Genomic DNA, 26360 nt, shown 5'->3' on the forward strand with positions numbered 1-26360 from the left:
ATTTATTGCTTTTATTTAAAGTTCCTCGGTAATCTTGTCCAATAGGAGTTTTGCAGCGTAGAACGGTGATATTTTGTTCTCTTCGATTTCTATCAAGAACTTGGCCTGTTCTTTTTTAAAGGTTTCTTTTTGATGGAAAAATTGTTTAATGTATTCGTCCACGGTCTGAAGGAACCAGTTTTTGTTTTGGAGTTGTCGATTCTTTTCAAAAAAGCCATTTTTCCTATTGTGCTCTACAAATCGCTGCACCATTTCCCAGATTTCTTCAATTCCTGTTTTCTCCATTGCGGAACACTTCATTACTTTGGGTGTCCACCCATTGGCTTTTGGAGGGTAAAGATGTAAGGCTCTGGAAAACTCTGTCATGGCCAGCTTGGCATGTTCCAAATTGCTGCCATCCGCTTTGTTGATGGCAATGGCATCGGCCATTTCCATAATGCCCCGTTTTATACCCTGTAGCTCGTCGCCAGCACCAGATAATTTCAATAAAAGGAAAAAATCGACCATACTGTGAACGGCAATTTCGCTTTGTCCAACACCAACGGTTTCTACCAAAATAACATTGTAGCCAGCGGCTTCACAAAGAATAATACTTTCTCGGGTCTTTTGCGCAACACCGCCCAAGGATGTTCCGGATGGTGATGGGCGGATAAAAGCATTCGAATCTTTGGCCAAAGTTTCCATTCGGGTTTTGTCCCCCAAAATACTTCCTTTGCTCAATGAGCTCGTAGGGTCTACGGCGAGAACGGCTACTTTGTTGCCCTGTTCGGTCAAGGTTGTTCCCAAAGATTCGATAAAGGAGCTTTTGCCCACTCCGGGAACCCCTGTGATTCCTAAACGAATGCTGTTCGTAGGTCGGGCCAAGCATTTTTCAATTACGGTATTGGCTTTTTCAAAATGCGCTGGTCTTGTGCTTTCCAACAGCGTTATGGCCTTGGCAAGCATGGCCTTGTTTCCATTAAAAATACCTTGGGCCAAGACATCGGCAGAAAGTTCTTGTTTTCTGAGCGCCTTAATTCTGGAAATAGTGTCCACGGGTGTCTTATTATCGTCTGCCAAGAGTACGTTTCTAATGTTTGTACGAATTTATAAAGATTTTGCGGGTTTAAGTGAACTCACAAAAGGAATAGCGATTACTTTTTGGTTTACCCATTTCACAAAAATTTAATATCCAATTAATCGGACTTACGCCTACAATTTGGTACCTTATTCGTAAAATGATCGAGCACCGAACCGGTGCCGGTTTTTTACGAACCTATAAACATTTTAAAAGATGAAGACTATTTTTGAGGCCAAGGCCACCAATACAGGGGGAAGAGCAGGACATGTAACGAGTGAGGACGGCGTTTTGGATTTTGATATCAGTATGCCCAATTCCAATGGTAAACCTGATCCTAAATCCACAAATCCCGAAGAACTGTTTGCCGCGGCTTACTCCACATGTTATGCCGGAGCTGTAGAGGCCGTTGCAAAAATGCATAAAGTGGAAGATTTGGGCGATTTTAGTGTAACTGCTATCGTAGCATTGAACAAAGAGGAAGAAGGTTTTTTTCTTGAGGTTACTTTGGACACCTATTTGCCCACTGTGGATAAGGAAATGGGGGAGACCATTATTAATGAAGCTCACGAAATGTGCCCGTACAGCAAGGCCACAAGAGATAATATTACCGTTCACTTAAATTTATTGATGGACGAATAAATTAAGTAACTTTTTAATTATGAGCCCTGTTGATGATAATCGACGGGGCTTTTTTGTTAAAATTAAATCAAAAACACCCTAATTTGCAACGTTGCAATTTTTGCATCGTCCTTATTACAGTAACAACTAAAAAACCAAACATAGAACCGAGTACGCTCCATATTGAGCTCGTTGAAAAGTGCAAGGCCAACGACCGCAATGCACAGATGCAACTGTACCGTCAGTATTGCGATGGCATGTTCTGCGTGGCCATGCGCTTTCTTAAGAACACGGACGATGCTGAAGATGTGCTGCAGGATTCGTTCATAAAAGCTTTTCAACGAATTGGTCAATTTAAGGGAGATGTCACTTTTGGGGCCTGGTTAAAGAGAATTGTGGTGAACGGAAGTATCGATTATTTAAAATCGAAACACCAGCGAACGGTGGAGCTGAACGAAAGTTATCTGCAAGTGGCAGAGGAAGATGATTGGTCTGTAGAAGAAGGTATTTCCATGGAACAGGTAAATCAGGCCATCGAGGAACTGCCATCCAAATATAAATATGTTGTCCAGTTGTTTTTGGTAGAAGGGTACGACCATTCGGAGATATCGAAAATATTGGCAATTACCGAAACGGCATCCAGAACCCGATTGCTCAGGGGAAAGGCACAATTAAAGGAAAAATTAAAAGATATGGCTTATGGCACGTGATCTTAGAAAAATGTTCGAAAAAGAGAGGGAGCGGAGACACTTCCAAATGAAGCAAGGGCATGAAGACCGATTTTTTGCGAAGCTGGAAGAGGAACTGCCCCAGGTTCCACCCAAGAAAAAGGTTATCTCCCTTTGGATGCAGATTGCGGCATCTGTTGTAATAATCTTGGGATTGGCTTTATTTTATTTTAATGATACACCGGTTGATCCTGTAGAAAAGGTAACGGTTGTGGATCGAGAGAATGCTGACAAAGAAAGGCAAGGTATCTCACTGGGGGATTTATCGCCGGATCTTAAAAAAATCGAGACCTATTACACAACCAATATTAATTTGCAATTGGCCGATTTGGCCGATGACCCAGGAAATAAAGAGTTGGTGGAGAGTTATATGGATCGTTTGGCGGAACTCAACACGGAATACCAAAGACTGAACGCGGAGCTGAACCAATTGGGACCCAATGATCAAACTATAAGCGCCTTGATCAATAATTTACAACTAAGGCTGCAGTTGCTGCAAAAATTAAAATCAAAGTTGAATCAATTAAAATCATCAAAAAATGAACAGGAATCATCAAATATTGTTTAGTGGATTCCTTCTTGCCATGGTCGGGTTCTCCTGCCATGCGCAAGAAAATTCCAAAACCTACAAGGAAACCTTTAATGTAAACAAGGATACCGAAATCAATATTAGTACCAGTTACGCCGATATTGAATTTGAGACTTGGAGCAAAGATCAGGTCGAAATTACCGCCGTAATCGAATTGGAAGGTGTGGCAGATGACGAAGCACAGTCATATTTTGATAAAGATCGGGTAAAAATTATGGGGAACAGCCAGGAAATTGAGATCAGTACCCAAGGAGCTAGCCCCTATGCATTTGATTTTAGGACAGTAAATATAGATATTCCCGATATTCCCTCGGTAGCTGAGATCATTGAGCATGTGGAAATCCCGGAAATTATTATCCCAGAAATTGCAATGATACCCTCTATGCCGCCCTTGCCTCCCCTGCCGCCCATCGAATTTGATTACGATGCTTTTAAGAAAGACGGGGATAAGTATATGAAGGAATGGAAAAAGGAGTTCGATAAAACATTCGATAAGGAATATAAAGAGCGTTTTGAGGAATGGGGCAAAGAGATGGAAAAAATGGCGGAGGAACGCGATGCCCAAAGAGAGGAACTACGTGAAGAGCGGGAGAAGATGAGGGAAGAACGCGAAAAAGTTCGAGAAGAGATGCACGAAAGATTGCGCGAACAACGCGAGGAAATGCGTGCGCAGCGGGAAGAGTTACGGGCAGAACAGGCGGAGCTGAGAAAACAACTCAGAGAGGAAGCCCGAACCATACATGGAAGCCCAAATGTGTTCTACTTCTCTTCCGATGGAAAACATAAAGAGTACAAAGTCAAAAAACGAATAATCATTAAAATGCCCAAGTACATTAAACTGAACATGAATGTACGCCACGGGGAGGTAAAATTGGCGGAGAATGCCAAAAACATCAATGCAAGCTTGTCTTACGCAAGCTTGCTGGCCTCCACAATAGATGGGGCAAACACCGACATACGGGTATCATATTCCCCGGTAACGGTTAAAAACTGGAACTACGGTAGCTTAAGTACCGACTATTCGGAAAAGGTTAATCTAAAAGAGGTGAACGAACTAAAGCTCAAATCCGTTTCGTCCAATGTGGTGATCGGTAGATTGGCCAGTAAGGCCATGGTTACCAATACCTTTGGCTTATTGCAAATAGATGGAATAGCCGATAGTTTTAATTCAGTGGATATCTCTATGGAAAATGGTGAACTGGATTGTAAACTGCCCCAAACTGCTTATGTTATTACCGTGAACGAGAACACGTCTGGGTTCAAATACCCAGAAACGTTAAAATTAAGTTCTACAAAAAAGTACGGTGGAAATTTACATACCGGCTATAATATCCATAAGCAAGATGGCAAGACCATCAAAATCAACTCTAAATTCAGCGAGGTGGTTCTCAAGGATTGATTTTTGTTGTATTACCATTAAATAGAATCACCTATACCAACAAGGCAGTCTCAATCATATTTATTTTCTTCTGCATTGGCCGGCCAACTATCCCACCCATCGCTTAATGAGCATCTTCCTTTAAGTAAGACTGAAAGTTTTCCTTGAAACGGTTCAATCTGGGAACCGAAACATTACGGATATAACTGTTGTTCGGATTACGCCTCTCATAATCCTGATGGTATTCTTCCGCTCTGTAGAATTTATCAAAAACCTTTACTTCGGTCACAATGGTGCGTTCGCCATAAACATTTTCGGCCTCCAATGCACCAATGTAATCTTTGATGATTTTCTTCTCCTTTTCGTTTTTATAAAAAGCAATGGAACGGTATTGTGCGCCACGGTCGGGTCCCTGTCGGTTTAGGGTGGTTGGGTCGTGAGAACCAAAAAACACCTGTACCAGTTGGGTAAACGATATTATTTTTGGGTCGTAGTATATTTCCACGGCCTCGGCATGGGAGGTTCTACCATAAGAAACTTGCTCGTAGGTCGGGTTTTTCTCCGTCCCGCCCGAATACCCGGAATACACTTCTTTAACACCCTTTACACTTTCAAAAATAGCTTCAACGCACCAAAAGCACCCACTTGCAAAGTAGGCCGTCTCATAATTTTTAAGTTGGTCGGCACTTAAACTTGTTTTTACTGAATGCGTGATTTGTTCTTTTTGTGCAATTTCCTGATTATCGGATTTGGTTTTGGATTGGCAACTTAAGGAAGCCAAAATTAACAGGGTCAGAAATGTAGTTTTCACAATGTTCATTTTAGTTTCTTGTTTAGTTGTAATAAGATAGGAACTATTACTGAAAAGGGCGTTAAAAAATGTTAATCGCTTTAATTTACTTCACAGTTGGGTAGTTTGTAGATAAGTTCAGGATTACAAAACGATGTTGTTATTTCTTACGCACTATACTAAAAATATAATCTTTTTCCTACAAATAACTTATTGGTCCTCAGTAAGTTGCAATGGAGCTAAAAGCGAAATCATCGATGAAATGCACATGCGTTCGGTATGTTGTTTTTGACCTTAAAAACCGTTGTCGAGGATAAAATGCACTTTATCTGAAAAAAAAATATTCACCGAAGGAAAAACGTCATTGACCGATGGAAATCCAGTTAAGCTTGTTTGCGAAAGTAATTTTACATCGTAAAACAATCGGAACTATGAAGACAATTTTCACCATCATCGCAATCGCTTTTTTCGGAACTATGGCATCTGCCCAGAACATTTCCAAAGAAACTAAAGTGGATGTTATCACTGAAGGTGTTGAGTTGAACATAGAAATCAACAATAGCATCAGAAAGGATAGACAAATGGTAAGATTGTACAAGTTTAAGAACTCACGTATCAAAAAAGAACTTTCTTTTAAAACAAAAAGAAACAAGTCTAAATTGGCCTAATCACCATGTTTGCATTTATAATTCCTTTTATTTTGATTTTTGGTGTTGCGTTTGTTCTGGCGACCATAGCATTCTCCTTTAGACAAAGGAAATCTTAGAATGAGAAACTTTAGAGACGAAAAATAATGAAGAGGTCGGTTTTACCGACCTTTTTATATAAATACCCTAGTGATCTACCGAGTTGAACTGCTCGATTACTTCTTCAAACTCAATGGAGTAATGTGTTCCCTGTTTTGCGTAATCCCTGGTAATTGACCCTCTAAGCTGCCGGGCCAAATTGTAAATCAGTTTTAAACCGAGTGAATTGGAAGTTTTTGGATTGATTTCCTCGGAATATCCAATACCATTGTCCCCTAAGTACATTTTATAACGGTTATCGCCAATTTTGTCCACAGATACGTGGATTTCCCCATTCTGGACCCCTGCAATACCATATTTTAAGGCATTGGTAATGGTTTCGTTGATTATAAGTCCAAGGGGGATTATGGTATCGATACTTAATTTATAGTTTTTAATATCTAAATCTACCTTTACATCGGTACCGCTTCCCTTTACCGAACGTACCAGATAATCACAAAGTTCTTGTACGTATGGTTTTAATTCTATTTTTGAAAGATAATCGTCTCGCTTGTACAGCATCTCGTGTACCATGGCCATGGATACCACACGATTTTGACTGCTTTTGATGATATTACTGATCTTGTCATCGTCGATTGCCCTGGACTGTAGGCTCAACAGACTGGAAACCGTTTGAAGATTGTTTTTTACCCGGTGGTGCACTTCTTTTAACAAAGTCTCCTTTTCTGCAATACGGTCTTGAATTTCGTTTCTGGATTTGTACAGGCGATGGTGGGCCCTGAGTAAATTCTTGCCAAAGACACCTCCCAAAAGATATACTGCAAAAACGGCACTTAAATAGGCGAACCAGCTCCTTGACTGCATTGGAACGGTATTTTCCGAAATTCTGAAATCACCGGTATCATAGAGAAAGAGCAAAGTGAGCACGGCCAGATTGATTATTAGATATAACTGGCCGAATACCTTAGTGGTTACATATCCTGCAAAAACGATAATGGCGAGAACAAAAATAAATGGGCTTTGAATCCCTCCACTGTACATGGTGATCACAATGGCACCGATCATGGAGAGGATAGATGTAAAATTATAGGTCAGCACCAAATTTTTATGCTGCCGGTATAAAAGTGTGTTTGTTAAGTTGATTGCGGCATAACCTATAAAGGTATAGGTGATAACTCCATCTATATCCAAAAAGAAATAGCAGACCAAGCCAAAAACGGCAGCAAAGAAGGATGAGTTGTAATTTACCTTTAGTATCAAATCAATCTTATCTTGTAACCTGTATGTATCCTTATTAGGAATTCTCATATGCTGTGCGTGAATGTCCCTCTATTGCCTAAAGTTGAATATGCTTGCAAAAAGGTAGCTTAATGGGGTGTTTATTGCTGTAAATCTAATTATGTTTTTTATATAAAAAAAGTGGCAGCTATATTAACTGCCACTTTGTGGTTTTTTAGACGGGTTTTTTAGTCGTTGACCAGTACCCATTCTCCTTTATCTATCAGGGGTTCAGCCTGTTTGAATTTCACTGTTTTGCTTTCACCGGACATCACGTTTTTAATGGTGACCCTTTCGTTTCGCCCAATTTTTGGTTTTTCCCGCACAATGGTCTCGGTTATTTGCGGTCTTTGACCTTGTGTTTGGCCTGCGGCCCTGTTCTGTGCTGCAAGCTCATCGCTGTTAGGAATCTCTTCTTTTGTTGTTTGAAGTTTTTCTTTGGGCCTGCGAACTGTTCGAGCTTCCTGGATTTGATTGGTGTTTTCGGAAGGCAATTCGCCTTTGAAGAGGAACGAGATGACTTCTTTGTTCACCTTGTCCATCATTTCCTTGAAAAGTTCAAATGCTTCGAACTTATAGATCAACAAGGGGTCTTTTTGCTCGTGAACCGCCAATTGTACGGACTGTTTTAATTCGTCCATTTTACGCAAATGCGTTTTCCACGAATCGTCGATGATGGCCAATGTGATGTTCTTCTCAAAATCCGTGATCAACTGTTTTCCATCGGTATTGTAAGCCTTTTCCAAATTGGTAACAACGTTCAAGGATTTGATTCCATCCGTAAAGGGAACTACAATACGTTCAAATTTGTTGGCCTCATCTTCATATACTTTTTTGATGACCTGGAAGGCGACCGTGGCGCTACGTTCCATTTTTTCTTTGTAGTACTTATAGGCCTCATCGTTGACTTTAGTGGCAATTTGCTGAAAGCTCATTTTCTTGAATTCCTCTTCATTGATAGGCGAGGTAATGGAGAAATATTTGATGAGCTCGAACTCAAAGTTTTTGTAGTCATCCGCCATTTTGTTGGTCTCGGCGATAGCTTCACAGGTATCGTAGATCATATTGGCGATATCCACTTTTAAGCGCTCACCTTCCAATGCGTGCCTTCTTCTCTTGTAGATGACCTCACGTTGGGCGTTCATTACATCATCATACTCCAACAAACGTTTACGGATACCAAAGTTGTTCTCCTCCACTTTTTTCTGGGCACGCTCAATGGATTTGGTCATCATGGAGTGCTGAATCACTTCTCCGTCTTCCAAGCCCATACGGTCCATCATTTTGGCCACACGGTCCGATCCGAACAATCGCATTAAATTGTCTTCCAAAGACACGTAGAACTGTGAACTTCCCGGGTCTCCTTGGCGACCGGAACGACCTCTTAACTGTCGGTCCACACGTCTGGAATCGTGGCGTTCTGTACCGATGATCGCCAAACCTCCGGCCTCTTTTACTTCTGGAGATAATTTAATATCCGTACCCCTACCGGCCATATTGGTTGCTATCGTTACCACGCCACCTTTACCGGCTTCTGCCACGATATCGGCTTCTTTTTTATGGAGTTTTGCGTTCAGCACATTGTGGGGCACTTTACGAACACTCAATAATTTGGACAGTAATTCGGATATTTCTACAGAGGTGGTACCGATCAATACAGGTCGTCCTGCTTGAGATAGTTTTGTAACCTCTTCTATAATGGCGTTATATTTTTCTCGCTTGGTCTTATAGATCAAATCGTGCCTATCGTCTCGGGCAATGGGTCTGTTGGTGGGAATTTCCATTACATCCAACTCATAGATTTCCCAAAATTCTCCTGCTTCCGTCACCGCTGTACCTGTCATACCAGAAAGCTTGTTGTACATTCTAAAGTAGTTCTGGAGGGTAATGGTGGCAAAAGTCTGGGTCATGGCCTCGATTTTTACGTTCTCCTTGGCCTCGATGGCTTGGTGGAGTCCGTCCGAGTATCTACGCCCGTCCATAATACGGCCCGTTTGCTCGTCCACGATCATTACCTTATTGTTCATTACCACATACTCCACATCTTTTTCGAATAGGGTATAGGCTTTCAACAACTGGGTCATGGTATGGATACGTTCGCTTTTTACGGCAAAATCCTTGAAAAGTTCTTCTTTGAGCTCAGCTTCTTTTTCGATTTCCAGCCCTTGGTTTTCGATTTTTGCTATTTCACTGCCAATATCTGGCATCACAAAAAACTCTTTGTCCTGATCGGTGGAAATGGATTCCACTCCTTTATCGGTCAACTCGATCTGGTTGTTTTTTTCATCGATTACAAACAATAGGTCCTCATCCACTTTTGGCATTTCCCTATTGTTGTCCTGCATGTAAAAGTTTTCGGTTTTCTGAAGCAGCTGTTTTACTCCTTCTTCACTCAAAAACTTAATAAGGGCCTTATTTTTTGGTAGTCCACGATGTACCCGAAGCAAAAGGAACCCTCCTTCTTTGGTGTTTCCTTCCTTGATCAATTTTTTGGCCTCGGCCAGTACTCCGGTAAGGTGCTGTCGCTGTTGTTGTACAATATTGGCTACTTGTGGTTTTAGTTCGTTGAACTCGTGGCGATCGCCTTCGGGAACGGGTCCTGAAATGATCAAAGGGGTACGGGCATCATCTATCAATACCGAATCTACCTCATCCACAATGGCGTAATGGTGTGGTCGCTGTACCAGATCATCTGGAGTGTGGGCCATATTGTCGCGGAGGTAATCAAACCCAAACTCGTTATTTGTTCCGTAAGTGATATCTGCGTTGTAAGCCGCTCTACGTCCGTCGGAATTGGGCGTGTGCTTGTCTATACAATCTACGGATAGGCCATGGAACTCAAAAATAGGTGCCATCCAAGTACTGTCCCTTTTGGCAAGATAATCGTTCACCGTTACCAAATGCGCTCCTTTTCCTGCAAGTGCATTTAAGTAGAGTGGGAGAGTGGCGACCAATGTTTTACCTTCACCGGTTTGCATCTCGGCAATTTTACCTTGATGTAGCGCAATACCGCCTATTAGCTGTACATCGTAATGTACCATATCCCAGGTTACCTCTTTTCCTGCGGCATCCCATGAATTTTGCCAAACGGCCTTGTCCCCTTCCAAGGAAACATAATCCTTATCGCCGGATAATGCTCTGTCAAACTCGCTGGCAGTAACGGTTATGGTTTTGTTGGCAGCAAAACGTTTAGCTGTTTCCTTAACTACGGCAAAGGCTTCGGGAAGTATCTCGTTCAACGTTTTTTCGGAAATTTTGTAGGCTTCCTCGTTCAGTTTGTCTATTTCGGCATAGATTTCCTCGTTACGGTCTATATCGGAAGAATTTTCCACTTCTGCCTGTAGTTCGGCAATTTTATCGTTTATTTCTTTACAGTCTTCGGCGATTTTGGCCTTAAAGGATACTGTTTTTTGTCTAAGTTCGTCATGCGATAGGCCTTCTAGCTGTTGCTCAAAGGATTTTATCTCTTTTACCAAGGGTTGTAAAGATTTTACATCCTTCTCCGATTTGTCTCCAACAAAAACCTTTAGTACGGAATTAATAAAACTCATGAAATGTTTTTTCTATTGATTGTCAAAAGCTGTTCCATTGATGGGATTACGATGGAATTCTTTCGCTAGGCTGTCAAAATTACATAAAAAAAAGCCTCAATAGAGACTTTTTTAATGTGGTTTGTGTTTTTAGGATTTAATATTCGTCCTCGTTCCAGAGGTAATCTTCCTCGGTGGGATAATCGGGCCAGATTTCCTCAATTGACTCATATATTTCTCCTCCTTCTTCTTCCATAGATTGTAAATTCTCTACAACTTCCAGGGGAGCTCCAGTTCGAATCGCGTAATCTATCAGTTCGTCTTTGGTTGCTGGCCAAGGCGCATCACTTAAATATGAAGCTAGTTCTAACGTCCAGTACATAGTAACGGTTTGATTTATAATTTTTTGCAAAAATAATTTTTAAACCCAATTTGTCAAGTAAAAACACAATTATTTAAAAATTATTTTGTGGTTAACAAAACAATTAGGGTAAAAAAGCGAATTTATTGGTCCAATTTCTCGGGAATCCATTTTATTTCCTTCGCGTTTAAATCCTTCGACAATTTGCGTGCCAATACGAACAAATAATCGGATAATCGGTTAATATATGATAGTAAGTTGTCCGGTACGGGTTCATTTTCATGTAAGTAAGAAATCAATCTTTCCCCCCGGCGGCAAACGGTTCTCGCAATATGACAGTATGACACTGTTGTATGCCCTCCCGGAAGTATAAAATGTGTCATTTCTGGAAGAGCTTCGTTCATTTTGTCCATTTCTTTCTCCAAAAATTCTATATCCCCGGTACTTATGCGCGGAATTTTTAACCTATTGTCCTTGTTTGGCTCTGTGGCCAAAATAGAACCCACGGTAAATAATTTCTCTTGGATCTGGGTCAATGTTTGTTTTGAGCGCACATCCATTTCTTGATCGCGCAATAGTCCCAAATAGGAGTTGAGTTCGTCTATGGTACCATAACTCTCTATTCTTACGTGGTGTTTGGGTACCCGTGTGCCGGTAAATAAAGATGTTTTTCCCTTATCTCCAGTTTTGGTGTAGATCTTCATTTTTTCTGTAGTCAGTAGTCAGTAGTCAGGGATGTTTACCTATATCTCTGGCTATTAATAATGGTCAATTGATTATTGTTTGTTGTTCTTGTCGTGTTGGCGTTTACCCTCCATAAATTTTCGGGACTTTCTTCGTTTTGTAGCTTTTTTGTTTCTGTACAAAACAACCAGATAAATAAGTCCCAAGACAGCAAGTACGTACCAAATGGTGTTATCTGTCGCAATATTTTCCATAACCTAAAATTACCGCTTTAAATTCGAATCGTAAAATGTTCCTTTACCTGTTCCCTGCGTATGGATATAAGACCACAATGGTACATGTCTATGCTCACGGTAATTTCGGGCTGGGCAATCAATCGGTGCCATAGGTTCAAACTTTCTTTACATTTATAAATGGAATCGATTAAAATAATACTGTTGTTCCGCAAAGTTTCTTCGGAAAACATTTTTTTAAAGGAGGCAGTATCCAATCCGTCCACAAAAAGAAGATGGATTATCTTTTTATCGAATTGAGTTTCACCAAAATGTTGTCTTACCAAATCTTGGATTTCAGGTTTGTCCGGTATTGAGATGCTTTCAAATTTGAAATAAGCTATGGTCTTGAGCAAAATATTGATACTCCTGTTCCGGTCGAGTCTTTTTTTGGAATAAAGACATTTGGTCACATAATTGTACACAAAAGGGGAGTGCACGCCATGCTCATTTGTGGATTTAACTAAGAATTTTAGGTATGAAACAACTCGAAACCACATCTTTACCCTTCTAAAATGGAAGAAAGTTCGAACCAACGTTCTGTTTTTTGCTCAATGGTATCGGTTATTTCTTTGAGCTCTTTGGAAAGATCGGCTATTTCGCCTCCATCCAAATCGGGGTCGGTGAACTTGTTCTGGAACTCAACCTTTTTCTCTTCCAATTTTTGAATGTCCTTCTCCAATTGTTTGTATTCCTTTTGTTCCGAATAGGAAAGTTTTCCCCCACTGGTGTCTCTCCAATTATTTTCTGTTTTTTCTATCGAGTTTGTTTTGTTCTCCCGTTCCTCGATTACCTTGCTGTTTTCGTAGATTCGGTAGTCCGAATAGTTTCCGGGGAAATCTTCAATAACTCCTTCTCCTCTAAAAACAAAGAGGTGATCTACGATTTTATCCATAAAATAACGGTCGTGCGAAACCACGATCAAACAGCCGGGAAAATCCAACAAAAAACTTTCCAGAACATTAAGTGTAACAATATCTAGATCGTTGGTGGGCTCATCCAGAATAAGAAAATTAGGATTTTGAATCAGGACAGTACATAAATACAATCGTTTGCGTTCACCACCGCTCAATTTTTCGACAAAATCGTATTGTTTTTTACGATCAAATAGAAAGCGTTCCAATAATTGTTGTGCGGAAATCTGTCGTCCTTTTTTTAAAGGAATGTAATCCCCAAACTCTCGAATTACGTCAATAACCTTTTGGCCATCCTTATCTGGAATTCCTTTTTGGGTGTAATAACCAAATCTTAAAGTGTCCCCGACCACAACCTTTCCGTTATCTACATCCTCGTTTTGGGTAATGATGTTCAAAAAAGTAGATTTTCCAGTTCCGTTCTTGCCAATAATGCCCACCCGTTCACCTTTGGTGAAGTTATAGTCGAACTTGTCCAGTATTTTTTTATCTCCGTATGATTTGGAAATGTTATGAAGCTCCAAAATTTTACTGCCCAAGCGCTCCATATTTAGCTCTAATTGGACTTCGTGCTCTGTTCGGCGTTGATGTGCACGTTTTTTGATCTCTGCAAAATCATCGATACGGGATTTGGATTTTGTGGTACGGGCCTTGGGTTGCCTTCGCATCCAATCCAGCTCTTTTTTGTAGAGCATTTTGGTCTTTTGTTGCTCTACTGCTTCGCGCTCCAATCGAGATTCTTTTTCGGTAAGGTAATATGAATAGTTGCCTTTATAGGTGTAAAGCTGGTTATTGTCCAATTCAATGATCTCGTTACAAACCCTGTCCAAAAAGTATCGATCATGGGTCACCATAAACAGCGTAATGCTCTCTTTTGCAAAATAAGCCTCCAACCATTCGATCATTTCTAGGTCCAAGTGGTTGGTCGGCTCGTCCAAAATCAACAAATCGGGTTTGTTGAGCAAGGCATTGGCCAGGGCCAAACGCTTCTTTTGTCCGCCCGAAAGTGTGCTTACTTTAGCGTCGAGGTTGGAAAGTTGTAATTGGAAAAGTATTTGCTTGTACTGGGTTTCAAAATCCCAGGCATTAAGGCGTTCCATTGCTTCGAAGGCCTTTTGGTATTGGTCTGCGTTATCGGGGTTTTCCACCGCTTTTTCGTATGCGGCAATTACTTTTAGGATTTCGTTATCCGTAGTAAATATGGTCTGTTCAATGGTTAAGTTGGGATTTAGGTCCGGCTCTTGTTCCAAAAAAGAGACTTTAATGCCTTTGCGGGTGGTCACCTGACCGGTTTCGGAGGTATCCTTTCCCGACATAATATTGAGAATAGAGGTTTTTCCACTTCCATTTTTGGCAATCAATGCAATCTTTTGGTCTTTATTGATTCCAAAGGAAATATCCGAGAAGAGCACCAGTTCTCCATAGGATTTTGATATGTTTTCGACCGTTAATAAGTTCATGGATGTTTTTTGAGTGCCAATCTACAATTTGGAATACTTGATCATATACAAGTATCGGATGACCAGGGTCAAAAGTAAAGGAATAAGTACAGGTGAAAAAATCTGAACTTTGATAATCCATAATAAAAGAACTAGGACTATCAAACTTAGGGCAAACCATAGATATTTTGTGCCCCATTTTGGAATGTTATCCTGAAAAACGAATACAAACGCAACTCCTAAATTTATCGGGAAAGCCCATAGTATGTTGTAATTATAAGGTGTGGAGGTGTGATCTGCCGCTACCCATAACAAGAAAAGGAAGGTGCCGGCCAATCCGGAAATGAACAACAGGGTAAAGTCCAACCAGCGGCTTCGTGTCTTATGTTTGTTGTCGAAATAGGTGATGATGGCCGTAAACGCCAAGAGCAACATAAACCAGAACAAAGGAGAGAGCGGAAAAAAACCACTTTGCGAGTGTTCGTTATAATCCAAAATGGTGCGCTCCCTCTTGACCAGGGGTTTCCCGTTCAGGGTAGTATGTCGTAGTTGTTCCATGGCATAGTAGGGCAAGAACATATGTTCCTGTACGGTTGCCTGTCTGTCCACAGGGGATCCAAAGGCCAGGTCTATGCCGAACATGGACCAGGTATTTACATTTAAGAATTGCCTTACCAATTGCCGAAAAGTATATCGTTTCTCCAGATATGATCCATCGAATACCACAGCATCTCCAAATTGTTCTTTTAAAATATCTCCGGTAATACTGGAGCAGTTGTTCAATAGAGGGTCGTACAGGTAATCTCGGTTTTCGGGGAGATAGTTTTCTTCAAAAAATGCAAGGAGTTGGTTGCGTTGTTCAAGGTTTAAATCTAGAACTTGCTCTTTTACCCATCTTTTTTCCAACTCATATTCAAACAAAAACGACTCAAAACTTCTTCGGGAAAGGGAATAGATCATCCTTCCCTTGGTAAAATTTAAATAAAAATTGGGTTGGTTAAAGTCAAAAGTACCGTAGTTGTAGACAACATCAATCCCTAAAACCGAATCCTGTACCCGAAATGCGCTATGTCCAAATGCATAATATAGTACATCGCCCCCTGCACATGTTAAAAGACTTACTTTGGAATTTTCCGATAGCTGTGGTGCTTGGGAGAAAACAAAATTCCCTGTAATGAGAAATAAAGATAAAAGAAGAAATATCTTTTTCATTCTGATCGTTATCAGCGCAAATATCTAAATAAAAACGACTCGGTCCACCATACGTTGCCAACAGTTTATTTTTTCCACTATTTTTACGCAAATCCAATTTCATGAAGTCCTATATTCCCAACTTTTTGACACTCCTCAACGTTTTGAGCGGATGCATAGCCACCGTCTTTGCCGTTTTAAATCACTTGGAGTGGGCCGCACTTTTTGTATTTATCGGGATTTTCTTCGATTTTTTTGATGGCTTGGCCGCCCGAGCATTAAATGTGCAGAGTGATATTGGTATTCAGTTGGATTCTTTGGCCGATGTAATTACCAGTGGTCTTGTGCCCGGGGTGGTTATGTTTCAACTATTGAGTATGGCGGAAAGGGGTGGCTGGAACCTTGGGTTTATTGGCCATGATGCCGAACTGACCTTATTGCCATTTGTTGGTTTTGCCATTACATTGGCATCTGCGTACCGGTTGGCCAAATTTAATGTGGACGAGAACCAAGTCTCTTCCTTTGTTGGTCTCCCTACTCCAGCAAATGCCTTGTTGATTCTTTCGCTGCCCATGATTCTTATGTATCATGATAACGAAACCTTGAACAACATTATCTTAAATCCATGGTTTTTAGTGATCATTACAGTGATCAGCACCTATTTATTGAATTCTCCCATTAAATTGTTTGCCCTAAAATTTAAGAACGGAAGCTTTAAGGATAATGGTATTCGATATTTGTTCTTGATCGGGAGTTTGGTGTTATTGTTGACCCTACGTTTTTTGGCAATACCCTTGATTATCTTTATTTATATTTTGATGTCTCTCATCGATGGAGGAGGAAAAACAACATAAGGACGTATTTGATGGTTCCACGGAAGCTGTGGTGTGTCCATCCAAAGTGGGGCTAGAGTTATTGATACCTGTTCTATTGATTTTTGGTATCGGGATAGTTGGTTCTTTTGGGGAGAGTAGTCTGATCGGTGTGATAATTCAGTTTGCCATTATGCTGGTCTTTGTACTTCTTTTTTTCTCCATTTCCTATACAGTTTCGGATGAAATATTAACGGTGACCTCTTTATTTGTGGTCAAAAAGAATATACCGATCAAGGACATAACACGAATAGTGGAATCGAACAATCCGATCAGTGCCCCTGCGGCATCTTTGAGCCGGTTGGAAGTATACTACGGTAAATACAGCAGTATGGTAATCTCACCTAAGGATAAAATGCGATTTATTAAGCATTTAACACGCCTCTCTCCAACCATTCAAGTGGAGCTTAAAAAGAGAAATAAAAAATAAGCTTAAAAGTCGAGCTTCTTTTTTCGAAGTTCAAAGTTTTGCCCCAGATACACTTTCCGGACCATTTCGTCAACGGCAAGTTCCTCGGGAACTCCGGCCTTTAGAATGCCGCCTTCGAACATTAAGTACGAGCGTTCGGTAATGGCCAAAGTTTCCTGCACATTATGGTCGGTGATCAGGATGCCAATGTTCTTGTTTTTTAATTGGGCCACGATGCGCTGAATGTCCTCTACCGCAACAGGGTCAACCCCGGCAAAGGGCTCGTCCAATAAAATAAATTTAGGGTCTGTGGCCAGTGCGCGGGCTATCTCGGTACGGCGACGTTCGCCCCCGGACAGCAAATCCCCACGGTTTTTACGTATATGCCCCAGACCAAATTCATCGATCAGGGACTCCATCTTCATGTGTTGTTCTTTTTTGCTCAATTTGGTAAGCTGCAACACACTCAATATATTTTTTTCTATGCTGAGTTTTCGGAAGACCGATGCTTCTTGGGCTAAATAGCCAATTCCATGCTGTGCCCTTTTGTACATGGGGAAGCTAGTGATATCCGTACTGTCCAGGTAGATGTTTCCGCCATTCGGTTTAATAAGTCCCACGATCATGTAGAACGATGTGGTCTTACCTGCCCCATTGGGCCCCAATAGTCCAACAATTTCACCCTGATTGACCTCGAGCGATATGCCTTTGACAACTTTTCGGCCTCGATAGGCCTTCATAATATTTTCTGCGCGTAGCTTCATAGGAATTTGCCAAAACTAAACATATTCTTTTTTTAGTGAATGGTCTTTTGGATTTTTTTAAGCTTCGCTCTCCTCCAAATCTTCCCAAAACTCATACGCTCGTCGTAAATGCGGAATCACTATGGTTCCGCCTACCAAAGTGGCTATGCCCAAGGTTTCCATAACTTCTTCTTTATTGGCCCCTGCATTTTTGGAGCTTTCGAGGTGGTATTTCACACAATCGTCACATCGCAGCACGGCCGAGGCGACCAGACCCAGCAATTCTTTGGTCTTTACATCCAGTGCGCCTTCCATATAGGCGTTGGTGTCCAGGTTGAAGATACGCTTTATGAGCTTGTTGTTCTCTGCGAGCAGCTTATCGTTCATATTGGCGCGATATGCATTGAACTCTTCTACTTTATTATTTGCCATTTTTTGTAGCTTTTACTTTTCTAGCTTCGCTTTTTACTACCATTTTTGATATAAATATGCTTACCTGGTACAAAATCAATACAGGAATACATACAATGATTTGGCTGGTTACATCGGGAGGGGTAATGATCGCCGATAAAATCAGAATGATCACCAAAGCTATTTTTCTATACTTTTTGAGGATTTCGGGGGTTACCAGTCCAACTTTGGTCAAGAAAAATATTACAATGGGCAACTCAAACATGATCCCGCAAGCGATTACGGAGGCCCTGACCGTTCCAATGTAAGAAGCCAGGTCGATTTCGTTCAATACTTCCTTACTGACCTGGTACGACCCCAAAAAGTTGATGGAAAGCGGGGCAACAATGTAGTATCCGAACAATACACCAAGGAAAAACAATCCCGAAGCCGTTATAATGAACCCTTTTGAATGTTTTCTTTCGTTTTCGTAGAGTCCGGGGCTGATAAATTTCCACAACTCCCACAAAATATATGGAAATCCGAGAATTACGCCCGCCCAGATAGAGGTCCAGATGTGTGCGGAGAATTGACCGGCCATCAATCTACTTTGAATGGTGAACGGGATTTCGTCGCCACAAAATTCCGAATCTACCCCGAACAACTTTCCTATATTACAGAAAAATTGATAGGTTGGGAAGTCCATGTTCTTTGGGCCGAACAAGATAGTATCAAAAATAAAGCCTCTAAAAACAAAGGCGACACACGCAATTATGACCACGGCCAATGTGGATCGGACCAAGTGCCAGCGCAATTCTTCCAAATGGTCCAAAAAGGACATTTCGTCTGGGTTTTTTCTCTCTTTTTTAGACATTATAGGATTCCCTCGTTTATAAGGTTATGGATATGGACTACGCCGGCATACGAATCACCGTCAAAGGCCAATAGTTGCGATATGCTCTGTTCTTGTAACATTTTAAGGGCCTTAACGGCCAAAGTATCCACATCTATTGTTTTGGGATTGGAGGTCATGATGTCCCTTGCGGTAAGTCCGCTTATATTGTCGTATTTGCTCAACATCCTCCTAACATCGCCATCGGTAACGATTCCTACCACTTTGTCCTTGTCCATAACGGCGGTAACACCCAACATTTTTTCGGAGATTTCGACGATTACATCCTTTACTTTGGTATTTACGTCCACTTGCGGTTTTTGATTGTTGAGCACAATATCGGCCACCCGTAAATATAATTTTTTGCCCAAAGCCCCACCAGGATGGTACTTGGCAAAATCGGTGCTGCTGAATCCTTTAAGCTCCAATAAACAAATGGCCAGTGCGTCACCGACCGCCATTTGGGCCGAAGTACTGGTTGTGGGTGCTAAATTATTGGGGCATGCCTCTTTCTCCACGTAGGTGTTGAGCACAAAATCTGCTTGTTTGGCTAAAACGGAATCCATGTTTCCTGTAATTCCTATCAATTTGTGGTTGCCCGCCTTAATTAGGGGCAATAAGGCTTTAATTTCTGGTGTGTTCCCGCTCTGAGAAAGGCATATGACCACATCATTTTGTTGAATAGTGCCCAAATCCCCGTGTATGGCATCGGCGGCATGCATAAAAATTGCAGGTGTGCCAGTAGAATTTAAGGTTGCTACAATTTTTGATGCAATTATGGCGCTTTTACCAATGCCGGAAACTACGACTCTTCCATCGGATTCAAGTATATGCTGAACCGCTTGTTCAAAATGGTCGTCCAACAGACCTATTAAATTTGCAATGGCCTTGCTCTCTATTTCAAGGGTCCGCTTTGCTATGGATAAAATTGACTTTTTGTCGTTCAAAGTAATTAACGGATTAACTGATTGTATTCCTAAAAGAATGTGTTATATTTAAGTTTACAAAACTAATCAAACTATCTTATACAGACTATTTCGAAAATGATATTGGATTTAACTGTATTGGTATTGTTTAATAAAAGCTTCAACTACCTTTTAGGTTGTTTGTAATAAATTGAAAAATGCGGAAATGAGCCTAACGAACACTGATTTGCATTCCTCGCTCAAAAAATATTTTGGTTTCTCAAAGTTTAAAGGATTACAAGAAGGTGTGATCCAAAACATTCTAAGTGATAACGATACTTTTGTGATTATGCCCACGGGAGGAGGCAAATCCCTCTGTTACCAATTGCCGGCATTAATGAAAGAGGGGACCGCCATTGTGGTTTCCCCATTGATCGCCCTTATGAAAAACCAGGTCGATGCCATTCGCGGAATATCCGAACAACATGGAATAGCCCATGTGTTAAATTCTTCCCTGACCAAGACCGAGGTAAAACAAGTAAAGCAGGACATAGTAAATGGGGTTACCAAATTGCTCTATGTGGCTCCGGAATCACTGACCAAGGAAGAAAATGTGGAGTTTTTAAGAAAGGTCAAACTTTCTTTTGTGGCGGTGGATGAGGCTCATTGTATATCCGAGTGGGGCCACGACTTTAGGCCCGAATACCGAAATTTAAGAGGAATTATAAATCGATTGGGAGATAATATTCCCATAATCGGCCTAACCGCTACGGCAACACCAAAGGTGCAAGAGGATATTATTAAAAATTTGGGCATGACGGATGCCAAGGTATTCAAAGCATCGTTCAATAGGCCCAATCTATTTTACGAAGTACGTCCCAAAACCAAGAATGTGGATGCCGATATTATCCGTTTTGTTAAACAAAATCAGGGTAAATCTGGTATAATTTATTGTTTGAGCAGAAAACGTGTAGAAGAATTGGCACAAGTGCTTCAGGTAAACGGGGTAAGTGCCGTGCCCTACCATGCAGGCTTCGATGCCAAGACACGTTCCAAGTATCAAGATATGTTCTTAATGGAGGAAGTGGATGTGGTTGTTGCTACGATTGCTTTTGGAATGGGAATCGACAAGCCGGATGTCCGATTTGTGATCCATCACGATATTCCAAAAAGTATAGAAAGTTATTATCAGGAAACTGGTCGTGCAGGTAGGGATGGGGGCGAAGGGCACTGTTTGGCCTATTACGCCTATAAAGATGTGGAAAAACTGGAAAAATTCATGTCCGGTAAACCTGTGGCGGAACAAGAGATCGGTAATGCCCTGCTTCAAGAAATTGTGGCTTATGCCGAAACCTCTATGTCCCGTAGAAAATTTATACTACACTATTTCGGTGAGGATTTTGACGAAGTGAACGGTGAAGGCGCCGATATGGACGATAACTCCCGAAACCCAAAACCTAAAGAAGAGGCCAAAGCGGAAGTAACCAAATTATTGCACGTGGTAAAGGAAACCAAGGAGAAATTCAAGACCAAAGAAATTGTCCGTATCCTGGTGGGCAAAACCAATGCGATGATCTCCTCCCATAAAACCGATGAGAAAGAATTTTTTGGAATAGGAAAAGAACAGGACAAAACATTTTGGATGGCTTTAACGCGCCAAGTTTTGGTGGCAGGTCTCTTAAAAAAGGAAATCGAGCAATACGGAATCCTGCATTTAACAGAAAACGGCAAAAAGTTTTTGGACAATCCAGAATCTTTTATGATGACCAAAGATCATGTGTATTCCAAGGATGATACAGGAAATATAGTCGTTCCTGAAAAATCCAATGGAGCCGTTGCAGACGAAAACTTGTTGAAATTGCTCAAAGATCTAAGGAAAAGGGAAGCTCAAAAAAGAGAAGTTCCTCCATTTGTAGTCTTTCAAGACCCCTCACTGGAAGATATGTCCCTTAAGTACCCAGTGACCATGCAGGAAATAATAAATATTCAGGGTGTTGGCGAGGGCAAGGCAAAAAAATATGGTAAACCGTTCGTAGACCTTATTTCCAAATATGTGGATGAGAACGAAATTACCAGGCCGGACGATCTTGTAGTGAAAAGCACGGGTGCCAATTCGGGTTTAAAACTGTACGTAATTCAGAGTGTGGATAGAAAATTGCCCTTGGACGATATTGCATCGGCAAAAGGGCTGGAGCTTCCCGAACTTATCAAAGAAATGGAGCAGATCGTGTTCAGTGGTACCAAGTTGAACATTGGTTACTGGATAGATGAAATTCTGGATGAAGACCAACAAGAAGAAATCCATGATTACTTTCTTGATGCGGATACCGATTCCATTTCGGCTGCCGTAGATGAGTTTGATGGTGATTACGAGGACGAGGAGCTGCGTTTGTACCGTCTAAAATTTATAAGTGAAGTGGCGAATTAAAATTCGCCACTAAATTCTCCTGTTGTGATCATGGCCACAATAAATCCAAAGTAAAGAATTGTGAGCACCAAATAGATCAAGGCGATCACCAACCCTATGTATGACAGTATTTTTCCTGTTTTTACATTACTGAAGTCCGTATAACTTTCTGGATTTTGGTGGTAAAGATTACTTGCGGATTTAGCTTTTGAAAGGCCAATAATACTAAATATGGCTCCCAGTGGGCCACAGCAGAACAAAGTGCCGACAATGGAGAGTATCCCCATTGTCAACACTGTACTTGCCCCGGGTAAGGGTTGTTGGTTCATATGTTGATTTTATTGATATTGTTCAAGAATTTCTTGCATTCTTTGCGGGTCCTGTAGGGCATCCCATCCAAAAGCAGATATGGCCCATAGGGACATTAAGAGATAAAGCACATTTAGTACAATACCGATAATGGAGAGTATTCTACCGGTTTTAACGGATTGTACACCATCGTACATTTCTGGGTTTTCGGCATAAAGTTTCAATGCTTTGTTGGCCAATATTAAACCAATAACACCAAAAATTAGACCGATTACCCCGTAGCAGCAACAGGTAACTATCGATATAATACCGAATACCATGATCAGCGTTGCATTTGGAAGTTTTTGTTGTTCCATAATCTAAAGATTTTAATTAAAAAGGTTATTCATTTTTATGATGTAACTTACTATGATGGTACCCGCTGTAAACAACAACAAAAACCATTTTACCTGCTGTGCATGTTTAAAACTAAAAAAGATGTTTGCCAGTAAAAAAACGAGTAGCGCAACAATGGGATAAATGGCCGGGTACATATAAAATGCAGCTATAAAATCACCATGTAGGAGCAGATCCACGGCACGTTGCATACCACAACCGGGACAATCCACGCCCAATAACTTTTTATTAAGGCAAGGTAACATGTAGTCCTTCAGGTCAATGGCGAATATGGTTGGTGTTAGGTACATCATAGACTGTGGTGGCCGAAAAATACTATTATTTTTGTATTCAGGTTTAATTTTTACATCATTTTTTACCACAGAAATTAAATATGGGCAAATTTTTAAAAGGAGACAAGGTGGAGGTTTTGGACGAAGCCATAGCGGGCATTGTTCAACAGGTTGAAGGTGATGAGGTTGCCATACTTACGGATGATGGGTTCCCCATGCGATTTATGTCCCACGACCTTGTAAAGATCGAGGGGGACATTACTGTATCCAATTTTGAAGCTGCTCAAGTCAAAAAACAGAAAGAACTGCCCAAAAAAAGAACTTCACCTGTATTGAGGCCCAAAGAGCGAAGCGCACCGAAAATGGAAGTGGACCTGCATATTCATCAATTGGTAAAATCGAGCAAGGGCATGAGCAATTACGATATGCTAAATATCCAGTTGGAGACCGCGAAGAGTCAGTTGGATTTTGCCATTCGAAAACGTATTCAAAAAGTAGTTTTTATACATGGTGTGGGCGAGGGGGTGCTCAAGGAAGAGCTGCATTACCTTTTTAATAGGTTCGAAAACCTAAAATTTTACGATGCCGATTACCAAAAATATGGTTTGGGCGCAACCGAAGTTTACATTTACCAGAACGCTTAATCGGGAACATTGGTGGTTACCTCGCCAAATTCACTTATCGCAATATTGGTGATCCGTTCCCCGCTGTCGGTCACAAAAGAAATTCCACTTAAACTTATGGTGTGCAAAAATGATGATGCATCATCGGGATCAACAATGGTTTCAATGATCACAGAGCCATCTTCTGCTTCGACCTCATCAATAACAGTGGGTTGTGCGGGCGGAATATCGCTGCAGAAATAATCGCTGTCCACATCATCGGAAAAAACTCGGTAAGTGATCTGGGATTGACCGGGCACAGTACTTTCGGTGGTAACCGTTTCCCCGGCAACGCCATTGTTCAAAACTCCACTTTGGAGTTCCAAAATCAAGGACTCACTTTCATTTATCTTAAAAAGAATGTTCTTGGCGTCGGTTGTTGGGTCGGAGCAGTAATCCAAAGTTACACTGTCAAAATCAATGGTCTCGATTTCAAGGTCGCCATCACTGCAAGAAAGTAGAGCTCCAAAACAAAGAAAGGGAAAGAAAATTTTTCTCATGCGCCAAATTTAATGCAATTCCATTTTAATACCCCAATTCCCGAGCTTACTTTAAAAGAAATTAACTTAATTCGTGTACTTTTACACCCGTTTAAAGTAAAATCAACCATGCAAAAAGTCTATCTGGATAATGCTGCTACCACGCAGGTTAGAAAAGAAGTGATCGAGCGAATGCAAGAGGCATTGGCACAGTTTTATGGAAACCCTTCTTCCACCCACAGTTTTGGGAGATCGGCCAAAACAGCTGTTGAACAGGCCAGAAAGACCATTGCAAAAACGTTGAATGCCCATCCCTCCGAAATTATTTTCACCTCTGGAGGAACAGAGGCGGACAATATGATTTTGAGATGTGCGGTGAGGGATCTGGATGTTGAGACCATAATCACATCTAAAATTGAGCACCATGCCGTCTTACATACAGTAGAAGAGCTCGAAAAAGAGTACGGTATCAATGTCTGGTACGTGGATCTGGACGAAAATGGCAACCCTAAAATGGATCATTTGGAGAGCCTGCTCAACAAGAGCGATTCCAAAAAGTTGGTAAGCTTAATGCATGTAAACAACGAAATAGGCAATATATTGGATATTGGCACTGTTGGCGAACTTTGTAAGGCAAATAAAGCTCTTTTTCATTCCGATACGGTGCAATCCATTGGGCATTACCCTTGGGATGTACAAAATGTAAATATTGATTTTATGACGGCGGCTGCCCACAAATTCCATGGGCCCAAAGGAATAGGGTTTGCCTTTATCCGAAAAAATTCCGGATTAAAGCCATTGATTTTTGGTGGTTCCCAAGAACGCGGTTTTAGGGCAGGGACCGAGCCTTTCCATAATATTGTTGGGTTGGAAGAGGCTTTTATTAGGGCATACGAGAACATAGAGGAAGAAACAGAGGCTATTAAATCGCTTAAACAATACTTTTTGGAAAAGCTCAAACAAGAAATTCCCGATGCGTTGTGCAATGGGCTTTCTGGAGATTTGGAGAAAAGTACCTACACCTTGGCCAACGTGCGCTTACCTTTTGATAAACAGAAAGGTCTAATGTTGCTTTTCCATTTGGATATGAAAGGTATTGCTTGTTCCAAGGGGAGTGCCTGTCAATCAGGTAGTAGTCAAGGATCCCATGTGCTCAACGAAATTCTTGAGTGGGAAGAACAGGAGAAGCCCAGTCTTCGTTTTTCTTTTTCCATGTACAATACCAGGGAAGAAATAGATTATACCGTTCAGGTCCTCAAAGAGTTTGCGAACAGTTAAAAAGGATAATTAATTACGGTTCTTGCGTTTTTCTCTGTCGTAAGGAAATTTTCGGGAGGCGGTCTTCATCATTTTATCGATGAGTTCGGTGGTGTTTTTACCTGTTTTTTTGGAAATGGCGTTTTCGTACTTCCAAAGGAGTTTGCCGGTTTCGCCATCGCTTATTTTTACACCGATTCTGCCATAGTTGGCATTTCCGCTAAAGTAGTCCAAAATGCTAAAATCCGTAGGTACGCCTTCGGATAATAAAATGTTCAGGTTTAGGTTGCCGCTGATAATGCCATCTACATCCAAAACTTCGCACAATTCCTTGGTGGTGTAGGTATCAATGTTGGTGTAATCGATATCGTTTTGGGCCAATATGGCATTGGTGTTGTTTATATTCTGAAAATCCACATTGAATTTTTTGCGCTTTTTGCGTTTGGAAAAATAGGTCTCCAATGCATTTTGTACCGCGTACCCTTCTTTTTCTGCCAAAATCTTGAGGTCTTCACTATCTACCGTTTCCTCCAATTCCAAATGGGCAATAAATGGAATTATGGCCAAAACCTCGTGGTTACTGGTAAGTTGGTCAAACCTGATGTTTTCATAAATGTTCTTTTGGGCGGACATAATGCCTGTTATCAAAAGAATAACTACGAAGACAATTTTTTTCATGGATCAATATTTAATTCAACACCTATGTAAAAGGTTTGGCATACTTTAAAAAATAATTCTGGTTGATTAGGTCTTTGAGCTTGAAAAAGGTCAACAAATAATTGTACTTGA

At 41.0% G+C, this 26360-nt stretch carries 29 protein-coding genes; 10 read left to right on the plus strand and 19 right to left on the minus strand.

The genetic code is table 11. From position 1 onward, the window contains the following. Positions 1-15: 15 nt before the first annotated feature. Complete coding sequence (gene meaB, locus MJO53_RS11645; RefSeq protein ID WP_252079195.1) at positions 16-1059, minus strand: methylmalonyl Co-A mutase-associated GTPase MeaB; 1044 nt, start codon at positions 1057-1059, stop codon at positions 16-18. Between the two features lie 214 nt (positions 1060-1273). Between meaB and MJO53_RS11650 the strand changes: the two genes are divergently transcribed. The 4 genes from MJO53_RS11650 to MJO53_RS11665 all read left to right on the plus strand — a co-directional run bounded on the left by MJO53_RS11650 (position 1274) and on the right by MJO53_RS11665 (position 4394). After that, positions 1274-1699 carry an Ohr family peroxiredoxin gene (locus tag MJO53_RS11650; RefSeq protein WP_224835156.1) on the plus strand — a complete coding sequence of 142 codons (426 nt, stop codon included), beginning with the start codon at positions 1274-1276 and terminating at the stop codon, positions 1697-1699. Positions 1700-1905: 206 nt separating this feature from the next. Continuing rightward, positions 1906-2388, plus strand: coding sequence for an RNA polymerase sigma factor (locus MJO53_RS11655; protein ID WP_224835649.1), 483 nt, complete (start codon positions 1906-1908; stop codon positions 2386-2388). After that, a complete protein-coding gene (locus tag MJO53_RS11660; protein WP_252079196.1) occupies positions 2378-2974 on the plus strand; it encodes a hypothetical protein in 597 nt (198 codons plus the stop codon). The genes MJO53_RS11655 and MJO53_RS11660 overlap by 11 nt, the downstream gene beginning before the upstream one ends. Next, the gene (locus tag MJO53_RS11665; protein WP_252079197.1) at positions 2946-4394 is read left to right on the plus strand and encodes a hypothetical protein; all 1449 of its coding nucleotides are present in this window, start codon (positions 2946-2948) and stop codon (positions 4392-4394) included. Before MJO53_RS11660 ends, MJO53_RS11665 begins: the two co-directional genes overlap by 29 nt. A 103-nt stretch (positions 4395-4497) precedes the next feature. Here MJO53_RS11665 and msrA read toward each other — a convergent pair whose 3' ends face one another. Further along, complete coding sequence (gene msrA / locus MJO53_RS11670; RefSeq protein ID WP_224835153.1) at positions 4498-5193, minus strand: peptide-methionine (S)-S-oxide reductase MsrA; 696 nt, start codon at positions 5191-5193, stop codon at positions 4498-4500. Between the two features lie 401 nt (positions 5194-5594). Between msrA and MJO53_RS11675 the strand changes: the two genes are divergently transcribed. Then, a complete protein-coding gene (locus MJO53_RS11675; protein WP_224835152.1) occupies positions 5595-5831 on the plus strand; it encodes a hypothetical protein in 237 nt (78 codons plus the stop codon). Between the two features lie 165 nt (positions 5832-5996). On the opposite strand, the gene MJO53_RS11680 is transcribed toward MJO53_RS11675, so the two are convergent. From MJO53_RS11680 to MJO53_RS11715, 8 genes are all read right to left on the minus strand, one after another. Next, positions 5997-7217 carry a sensor histidine kinase gene (locus MJO53_RS11680; RefSeq protein ID WP_252079198.1) on the minus strand — a complete coding sequence of 407 codons (1221 nt, stop codon included), beginning with the start codon at positions 7215-7217 and terminating at the stop codon, positions 5997-5999. Positions 7218-7375: 158 nt separating this feature from the next. Beyond that, positions 7376-10738, minus strand: coding sequence for a preprotein translocase subunit SecA (gene secA, locus MJO53_RS11685; RefSeq protein ID WP_252079199.1), 3363 nt, complete (start codon positions 10736-10738; stop codon positions 7376-7378). A 136-nt stretch (positions 10739-10874) separates the two neighbouring features. Next, positions 10875-11099, minus strand: coding sequence for a DUF2795 domain-containing protein (locus tag MJO53_RS11690; RefSeq protein WP_013551418.1), 225 nt, complete (start codon positions 11097-11099; stop codon positions 10875-10877). Positions 11100-11221: 122 nt separating this feature from the next. After that, the gene (locus tag MJO53_RS11695) at positions 11222-11782 is read right to left on the minus strand and encodes a cob(I)yrinic acid a,c-diamide adenosyltransferase (protein ID WP_224835149.1); all 561 of its coding nucleotides are present in this window, start codon (positions 11780-11782) and stop codon (positions 11222-11224) included. A gap of 72 nt (positions 11783-11854) precedes the next feature. Then, positions 11855-12016, minus strand: coding sequence for a hypothetical protein (locus MJO53_RS11700; RefSeq protein ID WP_224835148.1), 162 nt, complete (start codon positions 12014-12016; stop codon positions 11855-11857). Between the two features lie 17 nt (positions 12017-12033). Continuing rightward, positions 12034-12474, minus strand: a complete 441-nt coding sequence (locus tag MJO53_RS11705; protein ID WP_224835147.1) for a hypothetical protein — start codon at positions 12472-12474, stop codon at positions 12034-12036. Between the two features lie 62 nt (positions 12475-12536). After that, on the minus strand, positions 12537-14408 hold the full coding sequence (locus tag MJO53_RS11710; protein WP_252079200.1) for an ABC-F family ATP-binding cassette domain-containing protein: 1872 nt from the start codon (positions 14406-14408) through the stop codon (positions 12537-12539). Positions 14409-14429: 21 nt separating this feature from the next. Then, positions 14430-15599, minus strand: a complete 1170-nt coding sequence (locus tag MJO53_RS11715) for a DUF4105 domain-containing protein (protein WP_224835145.1) — start codon at positions 15597-15599, stop codon at positions 14430-14432. A 101-nt stretch (positions 15600-15700) separates the two neighbouring features. Here MJO53_RS11715 and MJO53_RS11720 point away from each other — a divergent pair, with 101 nt between their 5' ends. Both MJO53_RS11720 and MJO53_RS11725 read left to right on the plus strand, forming a co-directional pair. Further along, positions 15701-16432, plus strand: a complete 732-nt coding sequence (locus tag MJO53_RS11720) for a CDP-alcohol phosphatidyltransferase family protein (RefSeq protein WP_252079201.1) — start codon at positions 15701-15703, stop codon at positions 16430-16432. Beyond that, positions 16410-16880, plus strand: a complete 471-nt coding sequence (locus MJO53_RS11725; RefSeq protein WP_252079202.1) for a PH domain-containing protein — start codon at positions 16410-16412, stop codon at positions 16878-16880. The genes MJO53_RS11720 and MJO53_RS11725 overlap by 23 nt, the downstream gene beginning before the upstream one ends. A 2-nt stretch (positions 16881-16882) precedes the next feature. Here the strand turns inward: MJO53_RS11725 and lptB are convergent, their stop codons facing one another. From lptB to MJO53_RS11745, 4 genes are read right to left on the minus strand one after another with little or no spacing between them, the layout of a single operon-like run. Continuing rightward, positions 16883-17623, minus strand: coding sequence for an LPS export ABC transporter ATP-binding protein (gene lptB, locus MJO53_RS11730; protein ID WP_127024769.1), 741 nt, complete (start codon positions 17621-17623; stop codon positions 16883-16885). 57 nt (positions 17624-17680) lie between these two features. Beyond that, entirely contained in the window at positions 17681-18034 is a 354-nt protein-coding gene (locus MJO53_RS11735; RefSeq protein ID WP_252079203.1) for a carboxymuconolactone decarboxylase family protein, read from the minus strand. Then, positions 18024-18866 (minus strand): twin-arginine translocase subunit TatC, encoded by an 843-nt coding sequence (gene tatC / locus MJO53_RS11740; RefSeq protein WP_252079204.1) that lies wholly within the window; start codon positions 18864-18866, stop codon positions 18024-18026. Before tatC ends, MJO53_RS11735 begins: the two co-directional genes overlap by 11 nt. After that, positions 18866-19831 carry a KpsF/GutQ family sugar-phosphate isomerase gene (locus MJO53_RS11745; RefSeq protein ID WP_252079205.1) on the minus strand — a complete coding sequence of 322 codons (966 nt, stop codon included), beginning with the start codon at positions 19829-19831 and terminating at the stop codon, positions 18866-18868. Before MJO53_RS11745 ends, tatC begins: the two co-directional genes overlap by 1 nt. A gap of 184 nt (positions 19832-20015) precedes the next feature. On the opposite strand from MJO53_RS11745, the gene recQ reads away from it, so the two are divergent. Next, positions 20016-22217 (plus strand): DNA helicase RecQ, encoded by a 2202-nt coding sequence (gene recQ / locus MJO53_RS11750; RefSeq protein WP_252079206.1) that lies wholly within the window; start codon positions 20016-20018, stop codon positions 22215-22217. Here the strand turns inward: recQ and MJO53_RS11755 are convergent. Genes MJO53_RS11755 through MJO53_RS11765 form a run of 3 tightly spaced genes read right to left on the minus strand, consistent with a single transcriptional unit; the run spans position 22214 to position 23194 of the window. Next, positions 22214-22525, minus strand: a complete 312-nt coding sequence (locus MJO53_RS11755; protein ID WP_224835138.1) for a CCC motif membrane protein — start codon at positions 22523-22525, stop codon at positions 22214-22216. The genes recQ and MJO53_RS11755 overlap by 4 nt on opposite strands. A 9-nt stretch (positions 22526-22534) precedes the next feature. After that, the gene (locus tag MJO53_RS11760) at positions 22535-22861 is read right to left on the minus strand and encodes a CCC motif membrane protein (protein WP_224835137.1); all 327 of its coding nucleotides are present in this window, start codon (positions 22859-22861) and stop codon (positions 22535-22537) included. A gap of 12 nt (positions 22862-22873) precedes the next feature. Then, on the minus strand, positions 22874-23194 hold the full coding sequence (locus MJO53_RS11765; RefSeq protein ID WP_224835136.1) for a DUF2752 domain-containing protein: 321 nt from the start codon (positions 23192-23194) through the stop codon (positions 22874-22876). An 80-nt stretch (positions 23195-23274) separates the two neighbouring features. Between MJO53_RS11765 and MJO53_RS11770 the strand changes: the two genes are divergently transcribed. Further along, entirely contained in the window at positions 23275-23817 is a 543-nt protein-coding gene (locus tag MJO53_RS11770; RefSeq protein ID WP_252079207.1) for a Smr/MutS family protein, read from the plus strand. Here MJO53_RS11770 and MJO53_RS11775 read toward each other — a convergent pair. Then, a complete protein-coding gene (locus tag MJO53_RS11775; RefSeq protein ID WP_252079208.1) occupies positions 23814-24335 on the minus strand; it encodes a hypothetical protein in 522 nt (173 codons plus the stop codon). The two genes, MJO53_RS11770 and MJO53_RS11775, sit on opposite strands and share 4 nt — an antisense overlap. A gap of 108 nt (positions 24336-24443) precedes the next feature. Here MJO53_RS11775 and MJO53_RS11780 point away from each other — a divergent pair, with 108 nt between their 5' ends. Continuing rightward, the gene (locus MJO53_RS11780) at positions 24444-25592 is read left to right on the plus strand and encodes a cysteine desulfurase family protein (RefSeq protein ID WP_252079209.1); all 1149 of its coding nucleotides are present in this window, start codon (positions 24444-24446) and stop codon (positions 25590-25592) included. Positions 25593-25601: 9 nt separating this feature from the next. Here MJO53_RS11780 and MJO53_RS11785 read toward each other — a convergent pair whose 3' ends face one another. Further along, a complete protein-coding gene (locus tag MJO53_RS11785) occupies positions 25602-26249 on the minus strand; it encodes a hypothetical protein (RefSeq protein WP_252079210.1) in 648 nt (215 codons plus the stop codon). Positions 26250-26360: the final 111 nt, after the last annotated feature.

It is taken from the genome of Flagellimonas marinaquae, from assembly GCF_023716465.1.
Taxonomy (GTDB): Bacteria; Bacteroidota; Bacteroidia; order Flavobacteriales; family Flavobacteriaceae; genus Flagellimonas; species Flagellimonas alginolytica.